23 protein-coding genes are annotated in these 21,049 nt (G+C 72.4%); 15 read left to right on the top strand and 8 right to left on the bottom strand.

The window, feature by feature from the left end; genetic code table 11:
- The first annotated feature begins 98 nt into the window (after window positions 1-98).
- From ACZ68P_RS21085 to ACZ68P_RS21035, 11 genes are all read left to right on the top strand, one after another.
- Window positions 99-2,279: a discoidin domain-containing protein gene (locus tag ACZ68P_RS21085; protein WP_471008285.1), complete on the top strand. Its 2,181-nt coding sequence runs from the start codon at window positions 99-101 to the stop codon at window positions 2,277-2,279.
- A 100-nt stretch (window positions 2,280-2,379) separates the two neighbouring features.
- Complete coding sequence (locus ACZ68P_RS21080; protein WP_471008283.1) at window positions 2,380-3,465, top strand: DUF1996 domain-containing protein; 1,086 nt, start codon at window positions 2,380-2,382, stop codon at window positions 3,463-3,465.
- Window positions 3,466-3,568: 103 nt separating this feature from the next.
- On the top strand, window positions 3,569-5,035 hold the full coding sequence (locus ACZ68P_RS21075; protein ID WP_471008282.1) for a GH1 family beta-glucosidase: 1,467 nt from the start codon (window positions 3,569-3,571) through the stop codon (window positions 5,033-5,035).
- Between the two features lie 156 nt (window positions 5,036-5,191).
- Entirely contained in the window at window positions 5,192-6,442 is a 1,251-nt protein-coding gene (locus ACZ68P_RS21070) for a phospholipase D-like domain-containing protein (RefSeq protein WP_471008280.1), read from the top strand.
- 196 nt (window positions 6,443-6,638) lie between these two features.
- Window positions 6,639-7,520 (top strand): SDR family oxidoreductase, encoded by an 882-nt coding sequence (locus tag ACZ68P_RS21065; protein WP_471008278.1) that lies wholly within the window; start codon window positions 6,639-6,641, stop codon window positions 7,518-7,520.
- 135 nt (window positions 7,521-7,655) lie between these two features.
- Window positions 7,656-8,117, top strand: coding sequence for a hypothetical protein (locus ACZ68P_RS21060; protein WP_471008275.1), 462 nt, complete (start codon window positions 7,656-7,658; stop codon window positions 8,115-8,117).
- A 106-nt stretch (window positions 8,118-8,223) separates the two neighbouring features.
- Window positions 8,224-8,565, top strand: a complete 342-nt coding sequence (locus tag ACZ68P_RS21055; protein ID WP_471008273.1) for a VOC family protein — start codon at window positions 8,224-8,226, stop codon at window positions 8,563-8,565.
- A 34-nt stretch (window positions 8,566-8,599) separates the two neighbouring features.
- Window positions 8,600-9,100, top strand: coding sequence for an MSMEG_6728 family protein (locus ACZ68P_RS21050; RefSeq protein ID WP_471008270.1), 501 nt, complete (start codon window positions 8,600-8,602; stop codon window positions 9,098-9,100).
- Between the two features lie 219 nt (window positions 9,101-9,319).
- A complete protein-coding gene (locus tag ACZ68P_RS21045) occupies window positions 9,320-10,513 on the top strand; it encodes a spore photoproduct lyase family protein (protein ID WP_471008268.1) in 1,194 nt (397 codons plus the stop codon).
- Window positions 10,514-10,595: 82 nt separating this feature from the next.
- A complete protein-coding gene (locus tag ACZ68P_RS21040; protein ID WP_471008265.1) occupies window positions 10,596-11,426 on the top strand; it encodes a DUF1206 domain-containing protein in 831 nt (276 codons plus the stop codon).
- 116 nt (window positions 11,427-11,542) lie between these two features.
- Window positions 11,543-11,704: a hypothetical protein gene (locus tag ACZ68P_RS21035; protein WP_471008262.1), complete on the top strand. Its 162-nt coding sequence runs from the start codon at window positions 11,543-11,545 to the stop codon at window positions 11,702-11,704.
- A 242-nt stretch (window positions 11,705-11,946) separates the two neighbouring features.
- Here ACZ68P_RS21035 and ACZ68P_RS21030 read toward each other — a convergent pair whose 3' ends face one another.
- The 3 genes from ACZ68P_RS21030 to ACZ68P_RS21020 form a co-directional block, all read right to left on the bottom strand.
- Complete coding sequence (locus ACZ68P_RS21030; protein WP_471008260.1) at window positions 11,947-12,399, bottom strand: hypothetical protein; 453 nt, start codon at window positions 12,397-12,399, stop codon at window positions 11,947-11,949.
- Window positions 12,400-12,497: 98 nt separating this feature from the next.
- Window positions 12,498-13,067: a mycothiol transferase gene (locus tag ACZ68P_RS21025; RefSeq protein WP_471008785.1), complete on the bottom strand. Its 570-nt coding sequence runs from the start codon at window positions 13,065-13,067 to the stop codon at window positions 12,498-12,500.
- A gap of 58 nt (window positions 13,068-13,125) precedes the next feature.
- Window positions 13,126-13,740, bottom strand: a complete 615-nt coding sequence (locus tag ACZ68P_RS21020; RefSeq protein ID WP_471008259.1) for an HPP family protein — start codon at window positions 13,738-13,740, stop codon at window positions 13,126-13,128.
- 389 nt (window positions 13,741-14,129) lie between these two features.
- Here ACZ68P_RS21020 and ACZ68P_RS21015 point away from each other — a divergent pair, with 389 nt between their 5' ends.
- The 3 genes from ACZ68P_RS21015 to ACZ68P_RS21005 all read left to right on the top strand — a co-directional run bounded on the left by ACZ68P_RS21015 (window position 14,130) and on the right by ACZ68P_RS21005 (window position 16,538).
- A complete protein-coding gene (locus ACZ68P_RS21015; protein ID WP_471008784.1) occupies window positions 14,130-15,872 on the top strand; it encodes a PP2C family protein-serine/threonine phosphatase in 1,743 nt (580 codons plus the stop codon).
- 53 nt (window positions 15,873-15,925) lie between these two features.
- The gene (locus ACZ68P_RS21010; RefSeq protein ID WP_471008256.1) at window positions 15,926-16,183 is read left to right on the top strand and encodes a hypothetical protein; all 258 of its coding nucleotides are present in this window, start codon (window positions 15,926-15,928) and stop codon (window positions 16,181-16,183) included.
- A 148-nt stretch (window positions 16,184-16,331) separates the two neighbouring features.
- Window positions 16,332-16,538 carry a hypothetical protein gene (locus ACZ68P_RS21005; RefSeq protein WP_365722447.1) on the top strand — a complete coding sequence of 69 codons (207 nt, stop codon included), beginning with the start codon at window positions 16,332-16,334 and terminating at the stop codon, window positions 16,536-16,538.
- Window positions 16,539-16,746: 208 nt separating this feature from the next.
- Here ACZ68P_RS21005 and ACZ68P_RS21000 read toward each other — a convergent pair whose 3' ends face one another.
- The gene (locus ACZ68P_RS21000) at window positions 16,747-17,007 is read right to left on the bottom strand and encodes a hypothetical protein (protein ID WP_471008254.1); all 261 of its coding nucleotides are present in this window, start codon (window positions 17,005-17,007) and stop codon (window positions 16,747-16,749) included.
- Between the two features lie 489 nt (window positions 17,008-17,496).
- Between ACZ68P_RS21000 and ACZ68P_RS20995 the strand changes: the two genes are divergently transcribed.
- Complete coding sequence (locus ACZ68P_RS20995) at window positions 17,497-17,916, top strand: hypothetical protein (protein ID WP_471008251.1); 420 nt, start codon at window positions 17,497-17,499, stop codon at window positions 17,914-17,916.
- Window positions 17,917-18,126: 210 nt separating this feature from the next.
- Here ACZ68P_RS20995 and ACZ68P_RS20990 read toward each other — a convergent pair whose 3' ends face one another.
- From ACZ68P_RS20990 to ACZ68P_RS20975, 4 genes are all read right to left on the bottom strand, one after another.
- Complete coding sequence (locus tag ACZ68P_RS20990) at window positions 18,127-18,534, bottom strand: ATP-binding protein (RefSeq protein WP_471008250.1); 408 nt, start codon at window positions 18,532-18,534, stop codon at window positions 18,127-18,129.
- A gap of 108 nt (window positions 18,535-18,642) precedes the next feature.
- Complete coding sequence (locus ACZ68P_RS20985) at window positions 18,643-19,290, bottom strand: LutC/YkgG family protein (RefSeq protein WP_471008248.1); 648 nt, start codon at window positions 19,288-19,290, stop codon at window positions 18,643-18,645.
- Entirely contained in the window at window positions 19,287-20,765 is a 1,479-nt protein-coding gene (locus tag ACZ68P_RS20980) for a lactate utilization protein B (protein WP_471008247.1), read from the bottom strand. Before ACZ68P_RS20980 ends, ACZ68P_RS20985 begins: the two co-directional genes overlap by 4 nt.
- Window positions 20,762-21,049: heterodisulfide reductase-related iron-sulfur binding cluster (locus ACZ68P_RS20975; protein WP_471008245.1), on the bottom strand; the 288-nt coding region annotated here is incomplete at its 5' end. The genes ACZ68P_RS20980 and ACZ68P_RS20975, both read right to left, overlap by 4 nt.

The following is a 21,049-nucleotide window of genomic DNA, read 5'->3' as shown; positions in this document are numbered from 1 at the left end:
GGCGCGTCCCGGCTCCGCACCCCTTCCGGGCGGCGCCCCGTCCCCGCAGCGCCGCCCGGAAGGCGAACCCCCACCCCGTTGTCCGTCCAGGAGCTGTCATGAACACGACCACCGCCCCGACGGTGCGAAGGCGCGTCCGTAAGCGCGCCCGCACCACCGGATCACTCATCTCCCTGGGTGCCCTGCTCGCCACCTCCGCCACCCTGCTGACCTCAGCGCCCGCCACCGCGGCGGAGACGCTCCTCTCCCAGGGAAAGCCCGCCACCGCCTCGTCGAGCGAGGGCGCCGCGTGGTCCGCGGCCGCCGCCGTCGACGGCGACCTCACCGGAACCCGCTGGTCGAGCCAGTGGACCGACGCCCAGTGGATCCAGGTCGACCTGGGCAGCAGCACGAACATCAACCGCGTCGTCCTGAACTGGGAGGGCGCGTACGGCAAGGCGTACGACATCCAGCTCTCCGACAACGGGACCGACTGGCGCACCGTCAAGTCCGTGACCGCCGGCGACGGGGGCACCGACGACCTGGCGGTCACCGGCACCGGCCGTTACGTGCGCCTCCAGGGCATCACCCGGGGCACCGGCTACGGCTACTCGCTGTGGGAGTTCCAGGTCTACGGCGGCGGCACCACGCAGCCCGTCGGCGGCGCGGTCAAGGTGACCGGCTCGCAGGGCAACTGGCAGCTCACCGTCGGCGGGCAGCCGTACACGGTCAAGGGCCTCACCTGGGGCCCGGCGATGGCCGACGCCCCCCGCTACATGCCGGACCTGAAGTCCATGGGCGTCAACACCGTCCGGACCTGGGGGACGGACGCCTCCAGCAAGCCCCTGCTCGACGCCGCGGCCGCCAACGGCCTCAAGGTGATGAACGGCTTCTGGCTCCAGCCCGGCGGCGGCCCCGGCTCCGGTGGCTGTGTCAACTACGTCACCGACACGACGTACAAGAACACCATGCTCACCGAGTTCGCCCGATGGGTCGACACCTACAAGTCGCACCCGGCCACGCTGATGTGGAACGTCGGCAACGAGTCCGTCCTCGGCCTGCAGAACTGTTACGGCGGCACCGAGCTGGAGGCCCAGCGCAACGCGTACACCTCCTTCGTCAACGACGTCGCCAAGAAGATCCACTCCATCGACCCCGACCACCCGGTCACCTCCACAGACGCGTGGACCGGTGCCTGGCCGTACTACAAGCGCAACGCCCCGGACCTCGACCTGTACTCGATGAACTCCTACGGCAACCTCTGCAAGGTGCGTCAGGACTGGATCGACGGCGGCTACGACAAGCCGTACATCATCACCGAGGGCGGCCCGGCCGGCGAGTGGGAGGTCCCCGACGACGCCAACGGCATCCCGGACGAACCGACCGACGTGCAGAAGGCCGACGGCTACACCACGGGGTGGAACTGCGTCACCGGCCACCGGGGCGTCGCCCTCGGTGCCACCCTCTTCCACTACGGCCTCGAACACGACTTCGGCGGCATCTGGTTCAACCTCCTGCCCGACGGGTTGAAGCGACTCTCCTACTACGCCGTGAAGAAGGCGTACACCGGCTCCACCGCGGGCGACAACACCCCGCCGGTCATCACCAACATGACGGTCAGTCCGGCCACCGCGGCTTCGGCGGGACGTGAGTTCACGGTCCGCGCCGAGATCCGTGACCCCGAAGGCGACCCGATCACCCCCAAGATCTACCTGAGCGGTAACTACGCCAACGGCGACAAGCGTCTCGTCGACGCGCAGTACCGCTCCCTGGGCAACGGCACGTTCGCCGTCACGGCGCCCGAGAAGCTCGGCGTGTGGAAGGTCTACATCCAGGCCGAGGACGGCCGCGGCAACGCCGGCATCGAGACGAAGTCCGTCAAGGTCGTCGCCCCGCCCGTCAGCGGCACGAACATCGCCCTGAACAGGCCCGCCACCGCCTCCTCCGCCCAGGCCTCCTACGGCGACTGCCCCTGCCCCGCCTCCAACGCCGTCGACGGCAAAGCCGGCACGCGCTGGGCCAGCGACTGGAGCGACCCGCAGTGGATCCAGGTCGACCTCGGCTCGGCCAAGCCCATCCGCACGCTCCAGCTCGTCTGGGACCCCGCCTACGCCAAGTCCTACGAGGTCCAGGTCTCCGACAACGGCACGACCTGGCGGACCCTCCACACCACCACCACCGGCAACGGGGACATCGACACCATCGAGACCGCCACCACCGCCCGCTACGTCAAGCTCCAGCTCACCGCGCGGGGAACCGGCTGGGGCTACTCGCTCCACGAGTTCGGCGTTTACAGCTGACGGCCGCCCGGCCGCCCGAGCCGTACACGTCGTGACCGGCGCGCGGCGGCGGGTCCCGTCGCCGCACGCCGTCGCCCGTACACCGACCGAGGAGATCTTCATGAGAATCCGTGGCAGGACCCTGCCCGCGTTGCTTCTCGCCACCGCCCTGGGCGTCTCGGCCCTGTCCGTGAACGCGTTCACGGCCGCGTCCGCCTCCACCACCGACAGCGCGCCGACGGCTGTCTCCGTCCACACCGGACACGTGAGGGGAGCGTCCGCCCTCGCGTCGGGCGACGACCCCGACGGCGACGGGTACATCGTCGCCAACCCGCAGGTCACCGGCGTCACTCCGTCGACGGCGGTCCCGCCGCCGGCCTACCACCACGAGTTCCAGGCCGGCTGCGCCGTCACCCACACCGCGGCGGAGGACCCGATCCTCTACCCCGGGCAGCCCGGCGCCTCGCACGACCACACGTTCATGGGCAACACCACCACCAACGCCCACTCCACCACCGCCTCGCTGACCCCGGGCCCGACCAGCTGTACCGCGCCCGCGGACGCGTCGGCGTACTGGATGCCCTCGCTGTACAAGGGGAACACGAAGATCCTCCCCGTGGGCCCTCAGGTCATCTACTACAAGTCCGGCGTCACGGACTACCGCAGCGTGCGGCCCTTCCCCAAGGGCCTGCGGTTCGTCGTCGGCAGCCCCATGCAGAGCGCCCAGGAGTTCCGCAACCACAAGGGCTTCGTCGAAGGCTGGGAATGCGGTGACAGCTTCTTCAACACCGACTTCCCGGCGAGCTGTCCGAGCCGGCCCGACGTGCAGCTCAACCTCCGCTTCCAGGCGCCGAGTTGCTGGGACGGGAAGTACCTCGACACACCCGACCACAAGAGCCACATGTCCTACACGGTGGTCAAGCCCGGCACCAACGACAACATGTGCCCGGCCTCCCACCCGGTCGCCCTGCCGATGATCGAGTTCAAGATGGCCTGGCCGGTCAACGGCGACATGTCGCAGGTCCGGCTCTCCAGCGGCAGGGGCTACTCCTTCCACTACGACTTCTTCAACGCGTGGGAGGAGCGCACGCTCAAGGCCCTCGTCGACCACTGCATCGTCGGCGGCCTGCAGTGCGACACCCGGGGCTTCGACCTCTACCGCCCCGAACGCGGCGCCGTGCTGAACGCCGACCACCGCCTGCCCTGACCCGCATCCCGTGCGGCCCGGACGTCCACCACGGCGTCCGGGCCGTCCGCGCGCCACCGCCCCGAGCCGTTCCGCATCCCGTCGAGCGAGGAGATCGCCCCTCATGACCACCACCGTGCCGTCCGCCACCGTGCCGTCCGCCACCGCCCCGTCCTCCTCCGCCCCGTCCTCCACCGCGGACCACGACGCGCTGATCGACCGGCTGCCCCCGGACTTCCGCTTCGGCGCGGCCACCTCCGCCTTCCAGATCGAGGGTGCGACCGCCGAGGACGGCCGCACCCCCTCCATCTGGGACACCTTCTGCCGCGTCCCGGGGGCCGTCGACAACGGCGACGACGGTGACATCGCGTGCGACCACTACCACCGCATGCCCGAGGACGTCGCCCTGCTCGCCGGCCTCGGCCTCGACACGTACCGCTTCTCCGTCGCCTGGTCCCGCGTCCAGCCGCACGGGCGCGGTCCGGTCAACCCGGCCGGCATCGGCTTCTACGACCGGCTGGTCGACGAACTCCTGGCGCGCGGGGTCACCCCGTGGCTGACCCTCTACCACTGGGACCTGCCCCAGGAACTCCAGGACACCGGCGGCTGGCCCGCCCGCGACACCGCCTACCGCTTCGCCGACTACGCGGAGCTGGTCCACGACCGTCTCGGCGACCGCGTCGAGCACTGGACGACGCTCAACGAGCCCTTCTGCTCGGCCGTCCTCGGCCACGTCGAGGGGGTTCACGCGCCCGGCGGCCGCTCCCTCGCGGACGGCGTGCACGCCCTGCACCACCTGCACCTGGGCCACGGCCTCGCGGTCCAGCGGCTGCGCTCGGCGGCCCGGCGCCCCCTGGACCTGGCCGTCACCCACCTCCTCGGCACCAGCCGGCCCGCGACCGACACCCCGGCCGACCGCGAGGCCGCGCGCCGGGCGGACGCCCTCGGGTTCCGCTTCTACCTCGACCCGATCCTGCGCGGCGCCTACCCCCAGGACCTCATCGACGACCTGGCCGTCCACGGGATCGAGATCCCGGTCAAGGGCGGCGACCTGGAGACCATCGCCGCCCCCATCGACACCCTCGGCGTCAACTACTACCGCTCGATGCGGACGTCCGGCGTCGACGAGAACGGTGCCACCCACGACGCCCACGGCATCCCGGTCACCCGCAACCTGCCGCACGGCGGCCTGCCCGTCACCGGCCTCGGCTGGGAAGTCATGCCCCACGACCTCACCGAGCTGCTGCTCCGCGTCTCCCGTGACTACCCGGGCACTCCCATGGTGATCACCGAGAGCGGCGCCGCCTACGACGACCACCCCGACGCCCACGGCTTCGTCGACGACACCGCCCGCACGGCCTACCTCGCCGCCCACCTGGCCGCCGTGTCCCAGGCCCGGCTCCAGGGAGCCGACGTCCGCGGCTACTTCGCCTGGTCGCTCCTGGACAACTTCGAGTGGGCCTACGGCTACGCCAAGCGCTTCGGCCTGGTCCGCGTCGACTACGCCACCCAGACCCGCACCCCCAAGCGCAGCGCCCTCTGGCTCCGCGACACCGCCCACCGCGTCCGGGGCGCCTCCGCATCCGAGTGAGACGGCGAGGCCCCGGACGCCCTCTCCCTCGACGGGCGCGACGACCCGGCGACACCTCGCGCCCGCCCTCCGCTTCCCATGACCACACGATCGCGCGCGGACGCAAGGGCGCTAGGGTCATGATCACTACAAGTGGAGTTCCTACGAGGAGAGTTCATGAGGACCAGCCTCCGCAGACGTCTGTCAGCGGCCGTCACCGCCCTGGTGCTGACGGCCGGCGCCATCGGTTCCGCGCAGAGCGCCACCGCCGAGGAGACGGCGCCGGCCGAGGCGGCCGCCGTACCGGCGCTCGGGCCGCTGTTCAACACCCCGACGTCCGCCGACCCGGCCGCGCAGTACGCCATCAGGAACCGCGTCCGCGAACTCCTCGCCGCCGCCGACGACGGCTCGACGATCCGCATGGCGATGTACCACCTGTGGGACACCACCATCGCCCAGGACCTCGCGACCGCCCACAGCACCCGTGGGATAGCCGTGCAGGTGGTCCTCGACGAGACGACGGTCAGCGCCCCGGAGGGCAGCCCCGCCTCGTACGACACGCTCAAGGCGGCGCTCGGCACCGACATCACCAAGAACTCGTACGTCACCCTGTGCGCCGAGGGCCGGTCGTGCCTGGGCTCGACCACGAGCGGGATCAACCACAACAAGTTCCTGCTGTTCAGCAGCGTCGGCGGCGGCGCGGCGACGCAGGTCGTCCTGCAGACGACCTCGAACCTGACCCCCTCGAACTACCTCCGTTACTGGAACAGCGCCGTCGGCTTCGCCGGCAACTCCACCCTCTACGCGGCGTACACCTCGTACTTCGCCAAGCTGACGCAGCAGAACCGGGCCGCCTGGGACTACACGTACGCCGGCGCGGGCGACTACAAGGCGTACTTCTTCCCGCGCGCCGGGACCACCGACGACACCGACACCGTCGTCAACACCCTCGACAACGTGGGCTGCACCTGGAGCGACTCGGCCGGGACCTACCGCACCGCGATCCGCGTGGCGATGCTGAAGATCACCCGCCAGGCGGTCGCCGACAAACTGCGCTCCCTCGCGGCGGCCGGCTGCACGGTCGACATCGTCTACAGCGAGACCGACACCGGCACCTGGAACGCCCTCCACGGCCAGACCCGCCTCACCCCCCGCTGCTACCAGCACGACCACGACTCCGTCTCCGGCACCCCCAACCGCATCGTGCACTCCAAGAACCTCATGATCGACGGCATGTACGCGGGGGCACGGGAGAAGCTGGTCTTCACCGGCAGCCACAACTGGAGCGGCCCGGCCCTGCGCGACAACGACGAGACGATGCTGCGGATCACCACGCCCGCGGTGTACGACGCGTTCGTGGCCAACTTCGCCCAGACGAAGGCCGCGGCCTTCCCTGGTACGGCGGACGACACCGGCGCCTGCCGCTGACCCCCGCCGCGGCGTCCCGCCCGCCGGCAGCCCCGGCCCCGCACAGGCCGCCGGGGCAGCCCCTCCGCCACGCGTCCGATGCGGCAATCGGCGCAGCCGGCAGGCACGGCTCCGCCGGCGGTGGTGCCATGGTCGTGCCTCTCCGGCCGGGGGAGGCACGGAACCACGTGGCCCCGGTGCACCCCCTTGGAGAACCATGTCCCACGCCAACCCCTTGAAGGGACGTACGGCGGTCGTGACGGGAGCGGCGCGCGGTCTCGGCGCCGGGCTCGCCAGGGAGCTGGCCGGACGGGGGATGCGGGTCGCCCTGCTCGGGCGGGAGGCCGAGACGCTGGAGCAGGTCGCCCGACGGCTGCCCGTGGAGAACCGGTGCTACGAAGTCGACGTGACCGACGACGACCTGATGGAGCGGACGGCCCACCGCGTGACGCGGGACCTCGGGGAGCCGTCGGTGGTGATCGCCAACGCGGGCATCGCCGAGGGCGGCCCGTTCGCCACGTCCGACCCGCGGACATGGCGCCGCGTGATCGAGGTCAACCTCGTCGGCAGCGCGGTCACCGCCCGGGTGTTCCTGCCCGGACTGCTGGCCTCACGGGGCTACTTCCTCCAGGTCGCCTCGACCGCGGCCTTCGGGTCGGCCCCGATGATGAGTGCCTACTGCGCGTCGAAGGCCGGGGCCGAGTCCTTCGCGCAGTCGCTGCGCGCCGAGTGCGCCTACCAGGGCGTCGGCGTCGGCATCGCCTACCTGCACTGGACGGACACCGACATGGTGCGGGACGTGGACGCCCATGACGTCCTGAGGGAGCTGCGGGCCCACATGCCGCGCCCGGCGCGCAAGGTGTACCCGGTGGAGCGGGTCGCGACCTGGCTGGCCGACGCGGTCCTACGCCGCTCCGCCACCGTCTACGCGCCTCCCTGGCTGCGTGTCGCACAGCCCGTACGCCCCCTCCTGCCCCTGCTCGTGGCCTGGACCTCGGCCCGCACCCTGCCGCGTCTCGCGGAAGGGGGCCCGCTGCCCGCGACGGGCCTGCTCGGACCGGGCGGACTCGCCGACGAAGCGGGCCGTGACCGCCCCTAAGTCCGTGTCCGTCACGTCTCGCTGCCCAGGGCCGCCGACCGGCGGCAGCCGCGACGGCCACCGCGCGTTCCCCCGGCCGGGCCAGCGCCGCCGCCCGCGGGTGTGCGGCCGCCACGCCCAGGGCACCAGTGCGGCATGGAACTCGATGACGGGCACCCCCACGACCGGCGCCGTGTGCGCCCCGAAGGAGTCGGCGACCTGACGGTCGAGGCACTGGGCTCCCTGTCCAAGGCCCTGGAGACGACCGAACGGGCTCGCGGTCACCTCTACTCCTTCCACCAGCTCACCGGTACCGCCGACCTCGAACTGGACCGGGCGGTGGAGCTGCTCAGGCAGGCGGGTCACGACGAGTGGGCCGACCTCGTCCTACGGGAGATCCTGGGCCGGAACGTCATCCCCGGACACTGGACGTACCAGATCATCGAGGCGTACGACCGGACGTACTACGAGCCGTTCAAGGGACTGGAGCGCGATGCCGTCTCCGCGCTCGCCGAGGGCCGCGACCACCTCTACGAAGCCGAGATGAAGGAGAAGCGCCGCACCCACGGCCACCGGGACCACACCGCCCAGCCGGAAGGACGCCACGAGGGGCCCTGAGGAGACCCCACGGGAACAGCGCGGTGCCCCGGCGCCGTGCTGTGGCCCGCCCCGGCCGCCGCTCCCTGATCCGGCCTGATCGACAAGACGCCCCTAGGATGACGTCATGGCCGTCGATCTTTTCGCAGGCATCCCGGTGGAGGACTACGCAGCGGCGCTCGCCTGGTACGAGAGGCTGTTCGGCGCCCCGCCGGCGTTCCTCCCGAACGACACGGAAGCCGTCTGGAAGCTGGCGGACCACCGCTACGTCTACATCGAGCACCGGCCCGGCCGCGCCGGCCACGCCCTGCACACGCTCTTCGTGGACGACCTCGACCGGCGCGTCGCCGCCATCGCCGGCCGCGGGCTCTCGCCCACCGACCGCGAGACCTACGCGAACGGCGTCCGCAAGGTCACCTACCACGACCCGGACGGCAACCAGATCGGGTTCGGCGGCGCTCCGCTCTGACCCCGTCGGCCACGCACGGGGTAGGGGTTCGTGCATGCAGACATTTCTCCCGTACCCGGACTTCACCGAGTCGGCCGCCGTGCTGGACCCGAGACGTCTGGGCAAACAGCGCGTCGAGGCCCTGCAGGTCTTCCGGGGACTCACCGTCCCCGGATACGGCTGGCGTCGGCATCTGGCGGTGCGGATGTGGGCCGGCTACGAGGAAGCCCTGGTGCGCTACGGACTGGACGTCTGCGGCGTGTGGACGGCGGAGGGGCGCCCCGACACCTGCGCCGCCACCCTGATGGCGGACTACCTCGCCTGGCGGCCCAGGGCCGTCGTGCGCGAACAGGGCGACCTCACAGCCGACGGCGAGCTGCCGCCCTGGCTCGGTGACCCCGCGTTCCACCGCAGCCACCAGTCCGCGCTGCTGCGCAAGGCCCCTGAGGTCTACGCCCACCGCTTCCCCGGGGTCCCCGACGACCTCCCCTACGTCTGGCCCCCGTCGGACCGGGAGAGCCACTCCGACCCGGACGGCCCCGCCGACCGGCCCTGAGCCCCGGCGGCGGCCGGCCACCGCGCCTCGCCGCCCCGGCGGGCCGCCCCCGCCGGGACCCCTGCCCTCCGTACACGCGGCGGGACCTCACCGCGCCTCGCCGCCCCTGCCGTCCGGCTCCGCCGGAACCCCGCCCCCCTCCGTACACTGGGACGACGCCGTGTCATCGGCCACGCGCCGGCCCGGCACCCGCGTCAGCACCGTGCCAGCGGAGAGGACATGCGACAGCGTTCCGGAGAACCGGGGGACGAACCGGTGGACGACGCCGAGGGCCTGTTCAGCATGGACGACCTCCTGGCGGCGGCAGCGCCGGCCGACGAGGCCGGCAGCCGCCCGTTCCGCGACGGAACGCGGGCGCGCATGCTGCTGCACGTGGCGGAGATCCACGCCGAGCCCGCCGCCGCGGACTCCTGGCGGGGGCGCCAGATCATCGCGCGCTTCCCCGAGGCCCGCCTCGTCGAGACCGACTCCCATTGGCGCATCCCGCACCTCCACGGCAACGAGGGAAACGCCGAACGGTGGGTGAGGGTCAAGCGCGAGACGCTGGTCCTGGGCGAGCGCAAGTCCTTCGGCGTCCGCCCCAACGGCCGGTCCGCCGACTGGATCGCCCCCGGACTCTCCAACGGCTGCGCCATGGCCTGCGCGTACTGCTACGTCCCGCGCCGCAAGGGCTTCGCCAACCCCATCACCGTCTTCACCAACGTCGACCGCGTCCTGGGCAGCCTGGGCCGCCACATCGCCGCCGCGGGCCCCAAGCCCGAACCCAACCAATGCGACGAGCACGCCTGGGTGTACGACATCGGGGAGAACGGTGACTGCTCGGTGGACGACCTGATCAGCGACAACACCGCCGACCTGATCAACGCGTTCCGCCGGTGGCCGACGGCCAAGGCGTCCTTCGCCACCAAGTTCGTCAACCCGGACCTGCTCCGCCTCGACCCCCGAGGCCGCACCCGGATCCGCTTCTCCCTGATGCCGCCGGACGACTCCAAGCTCCTCGACATCCGGACCAGCCCGGTCCCGGACCGCCTCGCGGCGGCGGCGGACTTCCTCGACGCCGGCTACGAGGTGCACTTCAACCTCTCCCCGGTGGTGATCCGTCCGGGCTGGGAACAGGCCTGGGACGAGCTGCTCCGCGCCATGGACGACGTGCTCCCGCGCCGGGTGCGGGAGCAGGCGGCGGCCGAGATCATCATGCTCACCCACAACCAGGACCTGCACGAGGTCAACCTCGGCTGGCACCCCCGCGGCGAGGAGCTCCTGTGGCGCCCTGACCTCCAGCAGCCCAAGCGCTCGGAGAACGGCAGCTTGAACGTCCGCTACCGCAACGCGGTCAAGGCGTCCGCCGTCGAGTCGATGCGCCGGATGATCGAGACCCGCGCCCCCTGGCTGCGCGTGCGCTACGCCTTCTGACCCGCCCGGGACCGGCGACGGGAGGGTTGGCTTCGGGGGGACGGGGCACCCGCTATCTCCGGAACCAGGGGAGGGGCGGGACATGACAGGAGTGGGGTCACCCACGGCGGTGGCGAGACGAGCGGCCCACGGGGACGCGGTGAGGGCGGGCGCCCGGGCGGGCCTTGCGGCGCGCGGAGTGCTCTATCTGCTGATCGGCGTCCTCGCCGTACGCATCGGATGGACGGGCACCGGCGAACAGGCCGACCGGGGCGGCGCCCTGGCCGAGGTCGCCTCCACTCCCTTCGGCGCCGTCCTGCTGTGGGCCCTGGGCGTGGGGCTCGCCGGAATGGCGGTGTGGCGCCTGACGGAGGCCGTGTTCGGCGCCGCCGGGCCGGACGGGGGCCGCGCGACCAAGCGGGCCATGTCCGGCTTCCGGTTCGTCTTCTACGCGGTCGTCTCCTTCCTCGTGCTCTCCTTCGCGGCGGGGTCCCGGGGCAGCGGGGCGGGGTCGAGCGACCGCCAGAGCCAGGACGTCACCGACCGTGCCCTGGGCCTCCCGGGCGGCCAGTGGTGGGTCGGCGCGGTGGCCGCCGGCATCGTCGTCGCGGGGCTGTGCATCGCGGGCAGCGCCTGCCTGCGGAAGTTCCGCAAGCACCTGAAGTGGGGCGGGATGTCCACGAACCAGCGCCGCTTCATGAACCTCACCGGGGTCGCCGGCGGTGTCTCCCGCGGCCTCGTCTTCGCCGCGGTCGGGTTCTTCGCCCTCAAGGCCGCCGTTCAGTTCGACCCGGCCGAGGCCAAGGGCGTGGACGACGCGATCCGTTCGTTCGCCTACACCCCCGCCGGCCCGTGGCTGCTCATCACCGTGGCGGTCGGCCTGGCGCTGTTCGGGGTGTTCTCCTTCGGTGTCGCCAAGTGGCGCAACGTCTGACCGGGAAGAACCGAAGGTGGTGGACGGGGCGCTCGCCCGCCACCGGTCATCGGGCGCCCCGGATCCACTCCTCGTAGCGCGTGGCCGCCAGGTGACCGTGCGCGATCGCCCGCGCCATGGCCGGCGCGGAGGCCGCCTGGCCGGCGGCTCTGGAGGACGTCTCCATCGCCGACCTGGCGAGGAACGTCGACGAGGACTACGGCCCCACCGCGCTCGCCGGCATCGGCACCTGGCTGACGGGCGAGGCCGACGACGGCGCCCCGCCCGGCGCCCGCTGAGCCGATGCCGGAGAAACCGCCCCGGGGCCTGCCCAGCCGACGTCGGCGAACCCTTTCGCCCCATGCTGAGCCGACGCCGGAGAAACCGTCCGGCGATCGCTCAGCCGACGCCGGCGATACCGTCCGGCGATCGCTCAGCCGACGCCGGCGATACCGTCCGGGGGCCATGGAGCAGACGACGGCGCCCCGGCCCGGCGACCGTCGGCCGCTGTGCCGGGGCGCCGTCGCCCATGCCGGGCGTACTACGCCGAGCCCGCCGACGGGCGCCGCAGGCGGGACCGGCTGCGCTCATGGCCGTCCGTGCCCTCGCGGATGGCCTGTGCCCGGTCCATCTGCGCCCAGCCGGCGCCCGCCTGGGTGTTCGTCTCCTCCCGGGCGTTCCTGAGGCCGTAGTGCGCGATCAACCGCTCCTCCTCGGCCACCGTGAGAACCCCGTCGTGCTCCGGCGTCACACGCGGAGCCCGCTCGATCAGGGCGAGGGGGTACGGCACCGCCAGGCGCCCTTCCCTCGGCTCGGCGCCACGAAGCGGGACGAAGGCGTCCCTCGGGCCCGTGCCCCGGTCGATGATCCGCGCCCACTCGGGCTTCCCGGTGGTGTCGTCCAGGAGGAAGTAGTCCACGTCGCCCACGTGCTGCCCGCCCTCGCCGTCGACCGGGCATCCGGCCAGGGCCGCAAGCTGCCGCTCGGTGATCACTGGTGCTCCTCTTCCGTCCCGTCGCGCTCCCTGTCGCCCGTCGGGTACCCCCACCGGTCGTCGTGACGCGTCCCGGCCGGGACCGGAATTCCCCGGGGCTACTGGCCGACCCGGCCGTCGACGCACTCGCGCAGCAGATCGGCGTGTCCGCAGTGCCGGGCGTACTCCTCGATCCGGTGCACCATCAGCTCGCGGACCGCGATGCCCTCCCGGCCCACGCGCACGCCCAGGTCCGCGTGCGCGGCCAATGCGGCGTCGACCGCCGCCTGCTCGCGCTCCAGATCGGAGTAGGCGCCGTCGACCACGGCCTGTTCGGCGACGGCTCCGTCGAAGTCCGCGTCCTTCCTGCCGTACAGCCTCGGCAGCGGGTCACCGTCGCTGATCCAGTTGCGCCAGTCCCGCTCCACCTCGGCGAGGTGCCGGAGCAGGCCGAGCAGCGACATCGTCGACGGCGGGACCGACCGACGGGCCAGCTGCTCCGGGTCCAGGCCCTCGCACTTCATGCGCAGGGTCAGGCGGTAGTTCGCCAGGAAGTCCAGCAGCGTCGCGAGCTCACCCTCCGGACCGGCTCCCTCGCTGTCGCGGGGGTCGTCGGCGGGGTCCGTCCACATGTCGGGGTAGACGGTCGCCTGGGTCCATCGTGCAGGTTCGTCGCTCATGGAGATCATCTTGGCCGCACGGGGAACGCGCACGCCACTGCTTTCCGCCGGCGGCCATCCGGCCGCCTCACCACCAGTAGGAGGGGTACTTCGGTGCGTTGCGCCGGATACGGGAAGCGGCGTACCCGGTCAGCACGAGCAGGACGGCCGAGCCGAGCAGCAGAGGCACGTACCGGGTGGGCGCGGGCGTCTGGAGAACGATCACGACGGCGGAAGCACACGCGGGGGAGTGCGGGGTGCGGGCGGCCGTGTTCAGGGCGAGCGTGACACCGGCCGCCACCGCAGCGGCCCAGGGACTGCTGCCCGCAGCTCCCAGCACGGCGAAGCCCGCCACCGCGCCGACGAGGTGGCCGATCACCACGCTGCGGGGCTGCGCCAGGGGGAGCGCCGGGGCGCTGTGCACCAGGGCGGCGCTGGCGGCCAGGGGAGGTATCAGCACCGGCTCGTGGATGACGGCGCCGATCGCGACCAGGCCGAGCAGGACCGTCGTCGCGGCGCTGACGCTGTGGAAGGCGGCCGACGGCGCGGGCCGGGCAGGGGCCCGGCCGGAGATCCTCAGCCGCCGGACACGAGCGGCGCCGTGCCGTGACGCCCTCCCGGTGGTGGGCCGCGTGGACGGCGTGGGCTGCGTGGCCGGGGCGGGCTGGGCGGACTCGGGACGCGAAGGGGCGTCGATACTCATGTGCGGTGTTTCCGGGACAGGCGGCCGGGCGGCCGGGGCAGGGACGAGAACGGTGACGAGAACGGCGACGTCGACGTCGTACGGGCAATCTCTGTGATCGACAGCCGGCCCGGCGCCGCGCCTCAACCCGATGCGGCGGCGCGACGTCCACGACTCTAACCAGCGGGTTTGCGACGGAATGCACCGGGGGGTGGGGCACGGCGGCGGCCGATGAGCCGGCGCCCGGTGCTTCTCGGGCCCGCAGCGGCGGCTGTTTCGACCCGCTGACATGGGACAGTAGGCGTGTGCAGCCAGAGGTCGGGGTGGGTGGAGGCGCGGGCGTGGTACGGGCGAAGACGCAAGCGAGCCCCGGCGGAGACGCTGTGACGGCCCCGGCCGACGTGTTCGACATGTTCGGCGGTCTCGAGGCGCCCGCCTACCTCGTGGACGACCAGGGGACCATCGCCCGGGTGACGGCGCGGGCCGAGGCGCTGTTCGGGCGGCCCGCCGCGGAGCTGATCGGTCAGGACGCCCATGCCCTCCTGCACCGGGACGGCGACGGACGTACGATGCCGCGCGCCCAGTGCCCGATCATGCGGGCCTTCCTCGGCCGGCTCGTCGAGCACGAGGAGCAGGGCTGGTTCGAGCGGGCCGACGGTCAGCTCCTCCGCCTGTGGTGGCTCGTCGTCCCGTGCGCGCTCGCCGACGGCGGGAAGGGCGCTCTGGTCGTGTTCGGCGAGTCCGCGCGCGCCCTGACCCCGTGGGACGCCACCGCCGACGCCACTGCCGCCGCCGCTCTCCCGACCCTTTCCGCGCCCGCCTCCACCCCTCCTCCCCCGGCCGAGCCGACCTCCGACACGTCCGGAGCCCTGACGGAGCTGGGCCGGCTCGCGCTGCTGGCCGAGACGACGACCCGGCTGACGTCCACCCTCGACAGGGACGAGGCGCTGAAGCGGCTGGTCACACTGCTCGTGCCGCGCCTGGCGGACTGGGTGGTCATCGACCTGCTGACCGAGGACCGGGAGGTACGCCGCGCGGCCGTGGTCCACCACCAGGACGGCGCTCTGGTCCACCGGACCGACCTGGAGGGATCGCTCCCGCCGGTCCCGCAGGAGTCGACGATGCCGCTCTCCCGGGCGTTGCGCGGCGCGGCGTCGGCCCTGGCCGGGCCCGACACGTACAGCGGGACGGCGGACTCCGGCATCGCCGTCGAGCAGCGACGGCTCTTCAAGGCCACGGGGATCCACTCCGCCGCCATCGCGCCCATCCGCACCCTGCGGGAGGTCCTCGGCGCGCTCACCCTCGGCCGCTCCGAACAGGCCGAGGCGTTCACCCCCGCGGACCTCTCCCTCCTGGAGGACATCACCCGCCGGGCCGGACTCGCCCTGGACAACGCGCGCCTCTACCAGCGGCAGCAGCGGGTGGCGGAGACCATGCAACGCCATCTCCTGCCGCACCTGCCCACCGTGCCGGGTCTGCGGATGGCCGCGCGCTACCAGCCCGCGCCGCACGCCTCCCAGGTCGGCGGTGACTGGTACGACGCCTTCACCCTGACCGACGGCGCGACCGCCGTGGTGATCGGGGACGTCGGCGGCCACGATCTCGACGCCGCCGCCGGGATGGCACAGTTGCGGAACATGCTGCGGGCGTTCACCTGGTCGCAGTCGGGGCCCCTGAGCCAAGCCGTCCAACGTCTCGACGAGGCGCTCGACCACATCGTGGAGGCCTCCACGGCCACCCTCGTCCTCGCCCGTGTCGAGCACGACGAGGAAGGCGGCTGGCGGTTGCGGTGGACCAACGCCGGCCACCCCCCGCCGCTCCTGGTGGGCGAGGACGGCAGTGCGCGCTTCCTCACCCCCGGCGGCGGCATCATGCTCGGCACCCGTGCGCGGCTTCCCCGCGCCGACCATGTGGAGGCGCTGCCGCCGCGCTCGACGCTGCTGCTCTACACCGACGGCCTGATCGAGTCCCGCACCCACACCCTCGACGACGGCCTGGCCCGTCTCCGTCATGAGGCGGGGCGTCTGGCCGACCGGCCGCTGGACGCCTTCTGCGACGTCCTCCTCGACCGCGTACGGCCCGCCGACAACGACGACGACGTCGCGATCCTGGCGCTGCGCGTCCCCGACGGGGACGCCGAGGCCACGGCCTGACACCTCGTCCGTACGGGTGATGACCGTCGGACGGCTTGATCGTTGAGGGAGTCATGAACACCATGAAGCGCGTCCTCACCGTCGGACTCCTGGCCGGCGTCGTCCTGGTCCTCCCCGCGCCCTCGCAGGCCGCCGAGCCCGCCCCCGACCCGGTGACGGGGCGCCTCGACTCCGCCGCCGCGTCCACCATGAACGCCGCCGCGGCGACGGCGCAGGCCGGCTTCGGGCTCGGAGCCGGTTCCTACGACTACGCCGAGGGGACGGCGAACTCCTTCGCCCACAGCCTCGCGAGCACCAGGCTGCTCGGCTAGGTCGACCGAGGCGATGTCCTGCCGATCTTGCTGGGCCGGTCCGGACGACAGGCCGGACCGCCGAAGGGGTCCGTCGCTGTACGGAGGCGCCGTTTTCGGGGCAGACGTACCACAGCGGCCGATGGTCGGCCGGGCAGGAGGCGTAGCCATGGCACAGGCACCCCGACCCGTTTCGGCGGCAGACGCGGCCCGGTCGGCCCTGGACGAGGTGTCCGATCCCTCCGCCAGGGCGGTGGCGCTCGCGCTGCTGGCGGTCTGTGACGAGTTGCGGGCGGTGTCCGAGAAGACGGGCAGCGTGGACGCGCGGCTGGAGCAGGTGAACCAGTACCTCGGGGCCCTCGCCAACAAGCCCTGATCTCCGCCCCGCGGCAGGCGGGCCGGCTCACCCGGCCGGTCCCGGATTCCCCCACCGCGGCACCGGGGCGGGGAATCCGGGACCGGGCCGCGCCTGGTCGACGTGTTCCTCGCCTGGGCGACATGCGCACCGTCGGCGACAACCTCGCCCTGCTCACCTACCGGCCCGTCCGGGACGTTCCCTGAGAGGCGTCCCGCCGTGAGCCGCCTCAGCGGGGCAGGAGGAGAGGCGACAGGGCGACGGTGACCGAAGCCCCCGTGAGCATGACGACGCGGACGACGGTCGCGGGCTCCCCGGTGAACAGCTCCACCGTCCGGAGCCAGGCCGTCCGGGAGCGGCGGCTCGCGGTCCGGTCGTCACCGTCGGCGGGGGCGGGCGGCTGCTCGGTCCACCGAGCGCAGGGTGATCCTTCGCCCCTGAGCCAGTAGACACCGTCCATCACCGTGTACTGGTTTCTGCGAGTCTGCATGCCGGACTCAACTCCGGGACACGGCACGGGGCAACGCGACGGCGGCACTTCGCCACCGAATCGCAATCTTCGCCGGGGCCCGAGTCTCTCAGTCCTGCCAGGAGAAGAGCAGGGTGTCGACGCTCAGGGGTTCGCGGGAGCCGAAGTGGTAGACGCTCAGCCCGGTGACCCGTATCGCGCCGGTCGTGTCGTCGATCCAGCGGAAACCGGCTCCTTCCAGGGCTTCGCGGACCGCGCGGGCGTTGTCGGGGCCGGCGTCGGAGTCGGTGGCGCGATGCGGACCTCGCCCACGTCGCCCGCGTCGCGGACACGGGCCATCAGGTCGGCGACATGCGGCTCCGGCAGCCGGCCGGTCAGCGCGACCACGCAGGGCTTGCGCCGCCACCAGGGATGGGCCCGGCCGGGACCGCTCGGGCCGGTCGACGTACTCGGGTGCGGCTGAGTATCCGCGCTCTGGGCGGTGACCGGTGGGGCGGTGAGAGTGAAGCCATGCGACAACGACGACTGAATCGCGCCCCTCGGATCTCGGCCGCGGCCGTGACGGCTGCCGTGGCGATGGGGGCGTGGGCCGCCTGGCTGGGCTGGGACCAGCACCGGGACGTGCACCCGGACGGTTCGACCACCGGCCCTTACGAGGCCTGGCAGGTGATCGGACTGGTCGTCATGCTCCTGGCCCCGGTGTACTGGACGGCCTCGCGCGGACGCGTCGCCGACGCCGTCCTCGGCACGACCGCCGGCCTGGCCGTAGCCGCCTGGGTCGACTGGTCGGACGACTCCAGCGGCCTCTTCGTGGTCGGCGTGGGGATGATCGTGGTCGGAAGCCTCGCCGTGACGAGCGTCGTCGGTTCCGGGATCGCCTCGCTGACGCGCGGACGGGGAGGAGAGGGCGTGGGGCGGCACGGCGTGTGACCGCACACCGAGCCGCCCCACGCCGGAACACTGGACGGAACCCCCTTACGGCGGAGGGCGTTCCGTCCAGCGGCTTCTCGGCCTCAGGGGCGCATCGCCGGGGGTGAGGTGTGGACCACGAGCGGGTTAGTTCATGGTGTGATTTAAGAAGTGAGCGGTGGACCTGTCAAGGCTTTGGCACGGGCCTGGGCAGCTCCCCGGCCGACCGGGTCACTCCGCCGATCCGGTGGCCGGCCGGAAGCAGGCCGTCACCGTCTTGCCGTGCCGCTGGCACCGCATGGCCCAGTCGTCGGCGAGGGCCTGGACGATGCTCACGCCCCGGCCGGAGACCGCGCTGTCGTCGGCGTCGCGGGGCCGGGGCAGCGACGGGTCGTCGTCGTGGACGCTGATGTGGAGGCAGTCGCCGTCCCAGGTGAGCACGAGCTGCGCGTCGCTGTGCGCGTGGACGTGGGCGTTGGTGAGCAGTTCGGAGACGGTCAGGATGATGGCATCCACCGTCTCGGGTTCCCGTGCCGTCCACGGCAGGGAGGCCAAGTGCCCCCGCGTCCACTGCCGTCCGGCGCGCACACCCCCGGACACGGGGAACGAGTGCGCCCAACCCATCGCCTTGACTGTCACGTTCTTCACTCCCCAAGAGCGGCCGAGGACGCTGCCCGCGTCACTGCCCGTACGGGAGGCGGGTACCCGGCATTCGCCACGACAGGCGTCCGGGCCTGTGCCGAAGGTTCACAGGTCGCCGACCAGCACCACCTCCAGGGTGCGGGGCCCGTGAACGCCCTCCACCCGGTCCAGTTCGATGTCGCTGGTCGCGGACGGACCGGAGATCCAGGTCAGGGGGCGGACGGGATCGAGGCGTTCGAGGGCCTGCGGCACGGAGGAGACCACCTGGTCGGGGACGCGTACGACGCAGATGTGGTGGTCGGGCACGAGGGTGAGGCGACGGCGCCCCTGGCCCGCGGAGCCGTCCAGGACCAGGGTGCCGGTCTCGGCGATGGCCACCGCACAGCCGGTGACGACACTGCCCACCCGGTCCAGTTCGTACGGGGTGCTCGCTGCCCGGTCGCGGACGGGCTCGGCGTCGGTGGCCGCGAGCCACTCCGCGGGCAGCCCCTCCGGCACCAGCACACCGGACGCACCGCGCTCGGCGAGCAACCGGGCCAGCAGCACCGGCAGGCCGCCGGCGTCGACGCGGTGCACCACGGCACGGTAGTCGGCCAGGTTCTCCGCCAGGAGCGCGACCGTCTCCTCCGGGGTGCGCGAGCCGTGCTCCCGTACGTAACCACGCGAGACGGCGTGCTCGTACGCGACCTGACCCGCCGGAACATCGGCCAGCGCCCGCCGGACGCGGTCCAGGATCGTCCTCCTGCCGGTCATGACGCCTCTCCCTTCCCACCGTTCGTCCGCAGCCACCAGTCGCGGAACGGCTCAGCCGGCACCGCGGGCAGATCCCGGCTCGCGGTCCACGCGCGGCCCGGGCCGGGGAGCCGGCGCGGATGGAAGCGCCGTGTGCGGCTCGCGAGCCGCTGTCCGGTGCGCAGGACGGCGGGGTGACCGAGCGCCCAGCGGGCCGCGCGCAGGGCGGCGCGCTCGGCGGCGTGCCCGCGGGCGGGGCGGATCACCGTCTTCGTGCCGTCACGGGTGACCGGGCCGCCTTCGACCACCCTCTCCCGTAGGTGGATGAGGACTTCGGGGATGTCGATGGCGACGGGGCAGGCGTCGTAGCAGGCGCCGCAGAGGGTGGAGGCGTAGGGGAGGGTGGTGTCGATGTCGGTGGTGGTGCCGCGGAGTTGGGGGGTGAGGATGGCGCCGATGGGGCCGGGGTAGACGGAGCCGTAGGCGTGGCCTCCGGCTCGTTCGTAGACGGGGCAGACGTTGAGGCAGGCGGAGCAGCGGATGCAGCGGAGGGCTTGGCGGCCGGTGGTGTCGGCGAGGGTGTCGGTGCGGCCGTTGTCGAGGAGGACGAGGTGGAAGGTGTGGGGTCCGTCGTTGTCGGTGGTGCCGGTCCACATGCTGGTGTAGGGGTTCATGCGTTCGGCGGTGGAGGAGCGGGGGAGGGTTTGGAGGAAGACTTCGAGGTCTTGCCAGGTGGGGATGGTCTTCTCGATGCCGACGACGGAGATGAGGGTGTCGGGGAGGGTCAGGCACATGCGGCCGTTGCCTTCGGATTCGACGACGACGAGGGTGCCGGTGTCGGCCACCATGAAGTTGGCTCCGGAGATGGCGACTTTGGCGCGGAGGAACTTTTCGCGGAGGTGGAGGCGGGCGGCTTCGGCGAGGGCGGTGGGGTCGTCGGTGAGGTCGTGGGGGGCGGGGCGGCCCCAGTTGCTCATTTCGCGGGTGAAGATGTCGCGGATTTCGTGGCGGTTGCGGTGGATGGCGGGGACGAGGATGTGGGAGGGGCGGTCGCGGCCGAGTTGGACGATGAGTTCGGCGAGGTCGGTTTCGTAGGCGCGGATGCCGTGGGTTTCGAGGTGTTCGTTGAGGCCGATTTCCTGGGTGGCCATGGATTTGATTTTGACGACCTCGCTTTCGCCGGTGGCTTTGACGAGGTCGGTGACGATGCGGTTGGCTTCGGCGGCGTCGGTGGCCCAGTGGACGGTTCCTCCGGCTCGTTGGACCGATTCCTCGAGTTGGAGGAGGTAGCGGTCGAGGTGGCGCAGGGTGTGGTCCTTGATCTGTTTGCCGGCTTCGCGTAGGGCGGTCCAGTCGTCGAGTTCGGCGACGGCGCGGGTGCGTTTGTCGCGGATGGTGTGGGTGGCGTGGCGCAGGTTGGCCCGGAGGGTCGTGTCGCCGACCGCGGCTCGCGCGGCCACGGGGAACGCCGGCATGCCCAGATACGTACCACTCATACGAGAGGTTCCTCCTTGGTGCTCGCCAGGATCTCGGCGATGTGGACCGGCCGCATCGCGCTGCCCAGCCGTGTCATCGTGCCGCCGAGGTGCATCAGACAGGAGTTGTCGGCCGCGCACAGCGTCCGCGCGCCGGTCGCCTCGGCGTTGCGCACTTTGTCGGTGCCCATCGCGGCCGAGACGTCGGGGTTCTTCACGGCGAAGGTGCCGCCGAAGCCGCAGCACTCCTCCGCGCCCGGCAGTTCCACCAACTCCAGCCCCTTGACGGCCTGGAGGAGCCGGCG

The sequence above is a fragment of the Streptomyces sp. NPDC036822 genome, assembly GCF_055609145.1.
The sequence above is the reverse complement of the archived record's forward strand: the minus strand, read 5'-3'. Positions and strand labels throughout refer to the sequence as shown.

What these genes read in the sequence shown, in the direction of transcription:
- ACZ68P_RS21085 (WP_471008285.1), top strand. Translation starts at nt 99, where the DNA reads ATGAACACGACCACCGCCCCGACGGTGCGAAGGCGCGTCCGTAAGCGC.
- ACZ68P_RS21080 (WP_471008283.1), top strand. Translation starts at nt 2,380, where the DNA reads ATGAGAATCCGTGGCAGGACCCTGCCCGCGTTGCTTCTCGCCACCGCC.
- ACZ68P_RS21075 (WP_471008282.1), top strand. Translation starts at nt 3,569, where the DNA reads ATGACCACCACCGTGCCGTCCGCCACCGTGCCGTCCGCCACCGCCCCG.
- ACZ68P_RS21070 (WP_471008280.1), top strand. Translation starts at nt 5,192, where the DNA reads ATGAGGACCAGCCTCCGCAGACGTCTGTCAGCGGCCGTCACCGCCCTG.
- ACZ68P_RS21065 (WP_471008278.1), top strand. Translation starts at nt 6,639, where the DNA reads ATGTCCCACGCCAACCCCTTGAAGGGACGTACGGCGGTCGTGACGGGA.
- ACZ68P_RS21060 (WP_471008275.1), top strand. Translation starts at nt 7,656, where the DNA reads ATGGAACTCGATGACGGGCACCCCCACGACCGGCGCCGTGTGCGCCCC.
- ACZ68P_RS21055 (WP_471008273.1), top strand. Translation starts at nt 8,224, where the DNA reads ATGGCCGTCGATCTTTTCGCAGGCATCCCGGTGGAGGACTACGCAGCG.
- ACZ68P_RS21050 (WP_471008270.1), top strand. Translation starts at nt 8,600, where the DNA reads ATGCAGACATTTCTCCCGTACCCGGACTTCACCGAGTCGGCCGCCGTG.
- ACZ68P_RS21045 (WP_471008268.1), top strand. Translation starts at nt 9,320, where the DNA reads ATGCGACAGCGTTCCGGAGAACCGGGGGACGAACCGGTGGACGACGCC.
- ACZ68P_RS21040 (WP_471008265.1), top strand. Translation starts at nt 10,596, where the DNA reads ATGACAGGAGTGGGGTCACCCACGGCGGTGGCGAGACGAGCGGCCCAC.
- ACZ68P_RS21035 (WP_471008262.1), top strand. Translation starts at nt 11,543, where the DNA reads ATGGCCGGCGCGGAGGCCGCCTGGCCGGCGGCTCTGGAGGACGTCTCC.
- ACZ68P_RS21025 (WP_471008785.1), bottom strand. Translation starts at nt 13,067, where the DNA reads ATGATCTCCATGAGCGACGAACCTGCACGATGGACCCAGGCGACCGTC.
- ACZ68P_RS21020 (WP_471008259.1), bottom strand. Translation starts at nt 13,740, where the DNA reads ATGAGTATCGACGCCCCTTCGCGTCCCGAGTCCGCCCAGCCCGCCCCG.
- ACZ68P_RS21015 (WP_471008784.1), top strand. Translation starts at nt 14,130, where the DNA reads ATGTTCGGCGGTCTCGAGGCGCCCGCCTACCTCGTGGACGACCAGGGG.
- ACZ68P_RS21010 (WP_471008256.1), top strand. Translation starts at nt 15,926, where the DNA reads ATGAACACCATGAAGCGCGTCCTCACCGTCGGACTCCTGGCCGGCGTC.
- ACZ68P_RS21005 (WP_365722447.1), top strand. Translation starts at nt 16,332, where the DNA reads ATGGCACAGGCACCCCGACCCGTTTCGGCGGCAGACGCGGCCCGGTCG.
- ACZ68P_RS21000 (WP_471008254.1), bottom strand. Translation starts at nt 17,007, where the DNA reads ATGCAGACTCGCAGAAACCAGTACACGGTGATGGACGGTGTCTACTGG.
- ACZ68P_RS20995 (WP_471008251.1), top strand. Translation starts at nt 17,497, where the DNA reads ATGCGACAACGACGACTGAATCGCGCCCCTCGGATCTCGGCCGCGGCC.
- ACZ68P_RS20985 (WP_471008248.1), bottom strand. Translation starts at nt 19,290, where the DNA reads ATGACCGGCAGGAGGACGATCCTGGACCGCGTCCGGCGGGCGCTGGCC.
- ACZ68P_RS20980 (WP_471008247.1), bottom strand. Translation starts at nt 20,765, where the DNA reads ATGAGTGGTACGTATCTGGGCATGCCGGCGTTCCCCGTGGCCGCGCGA.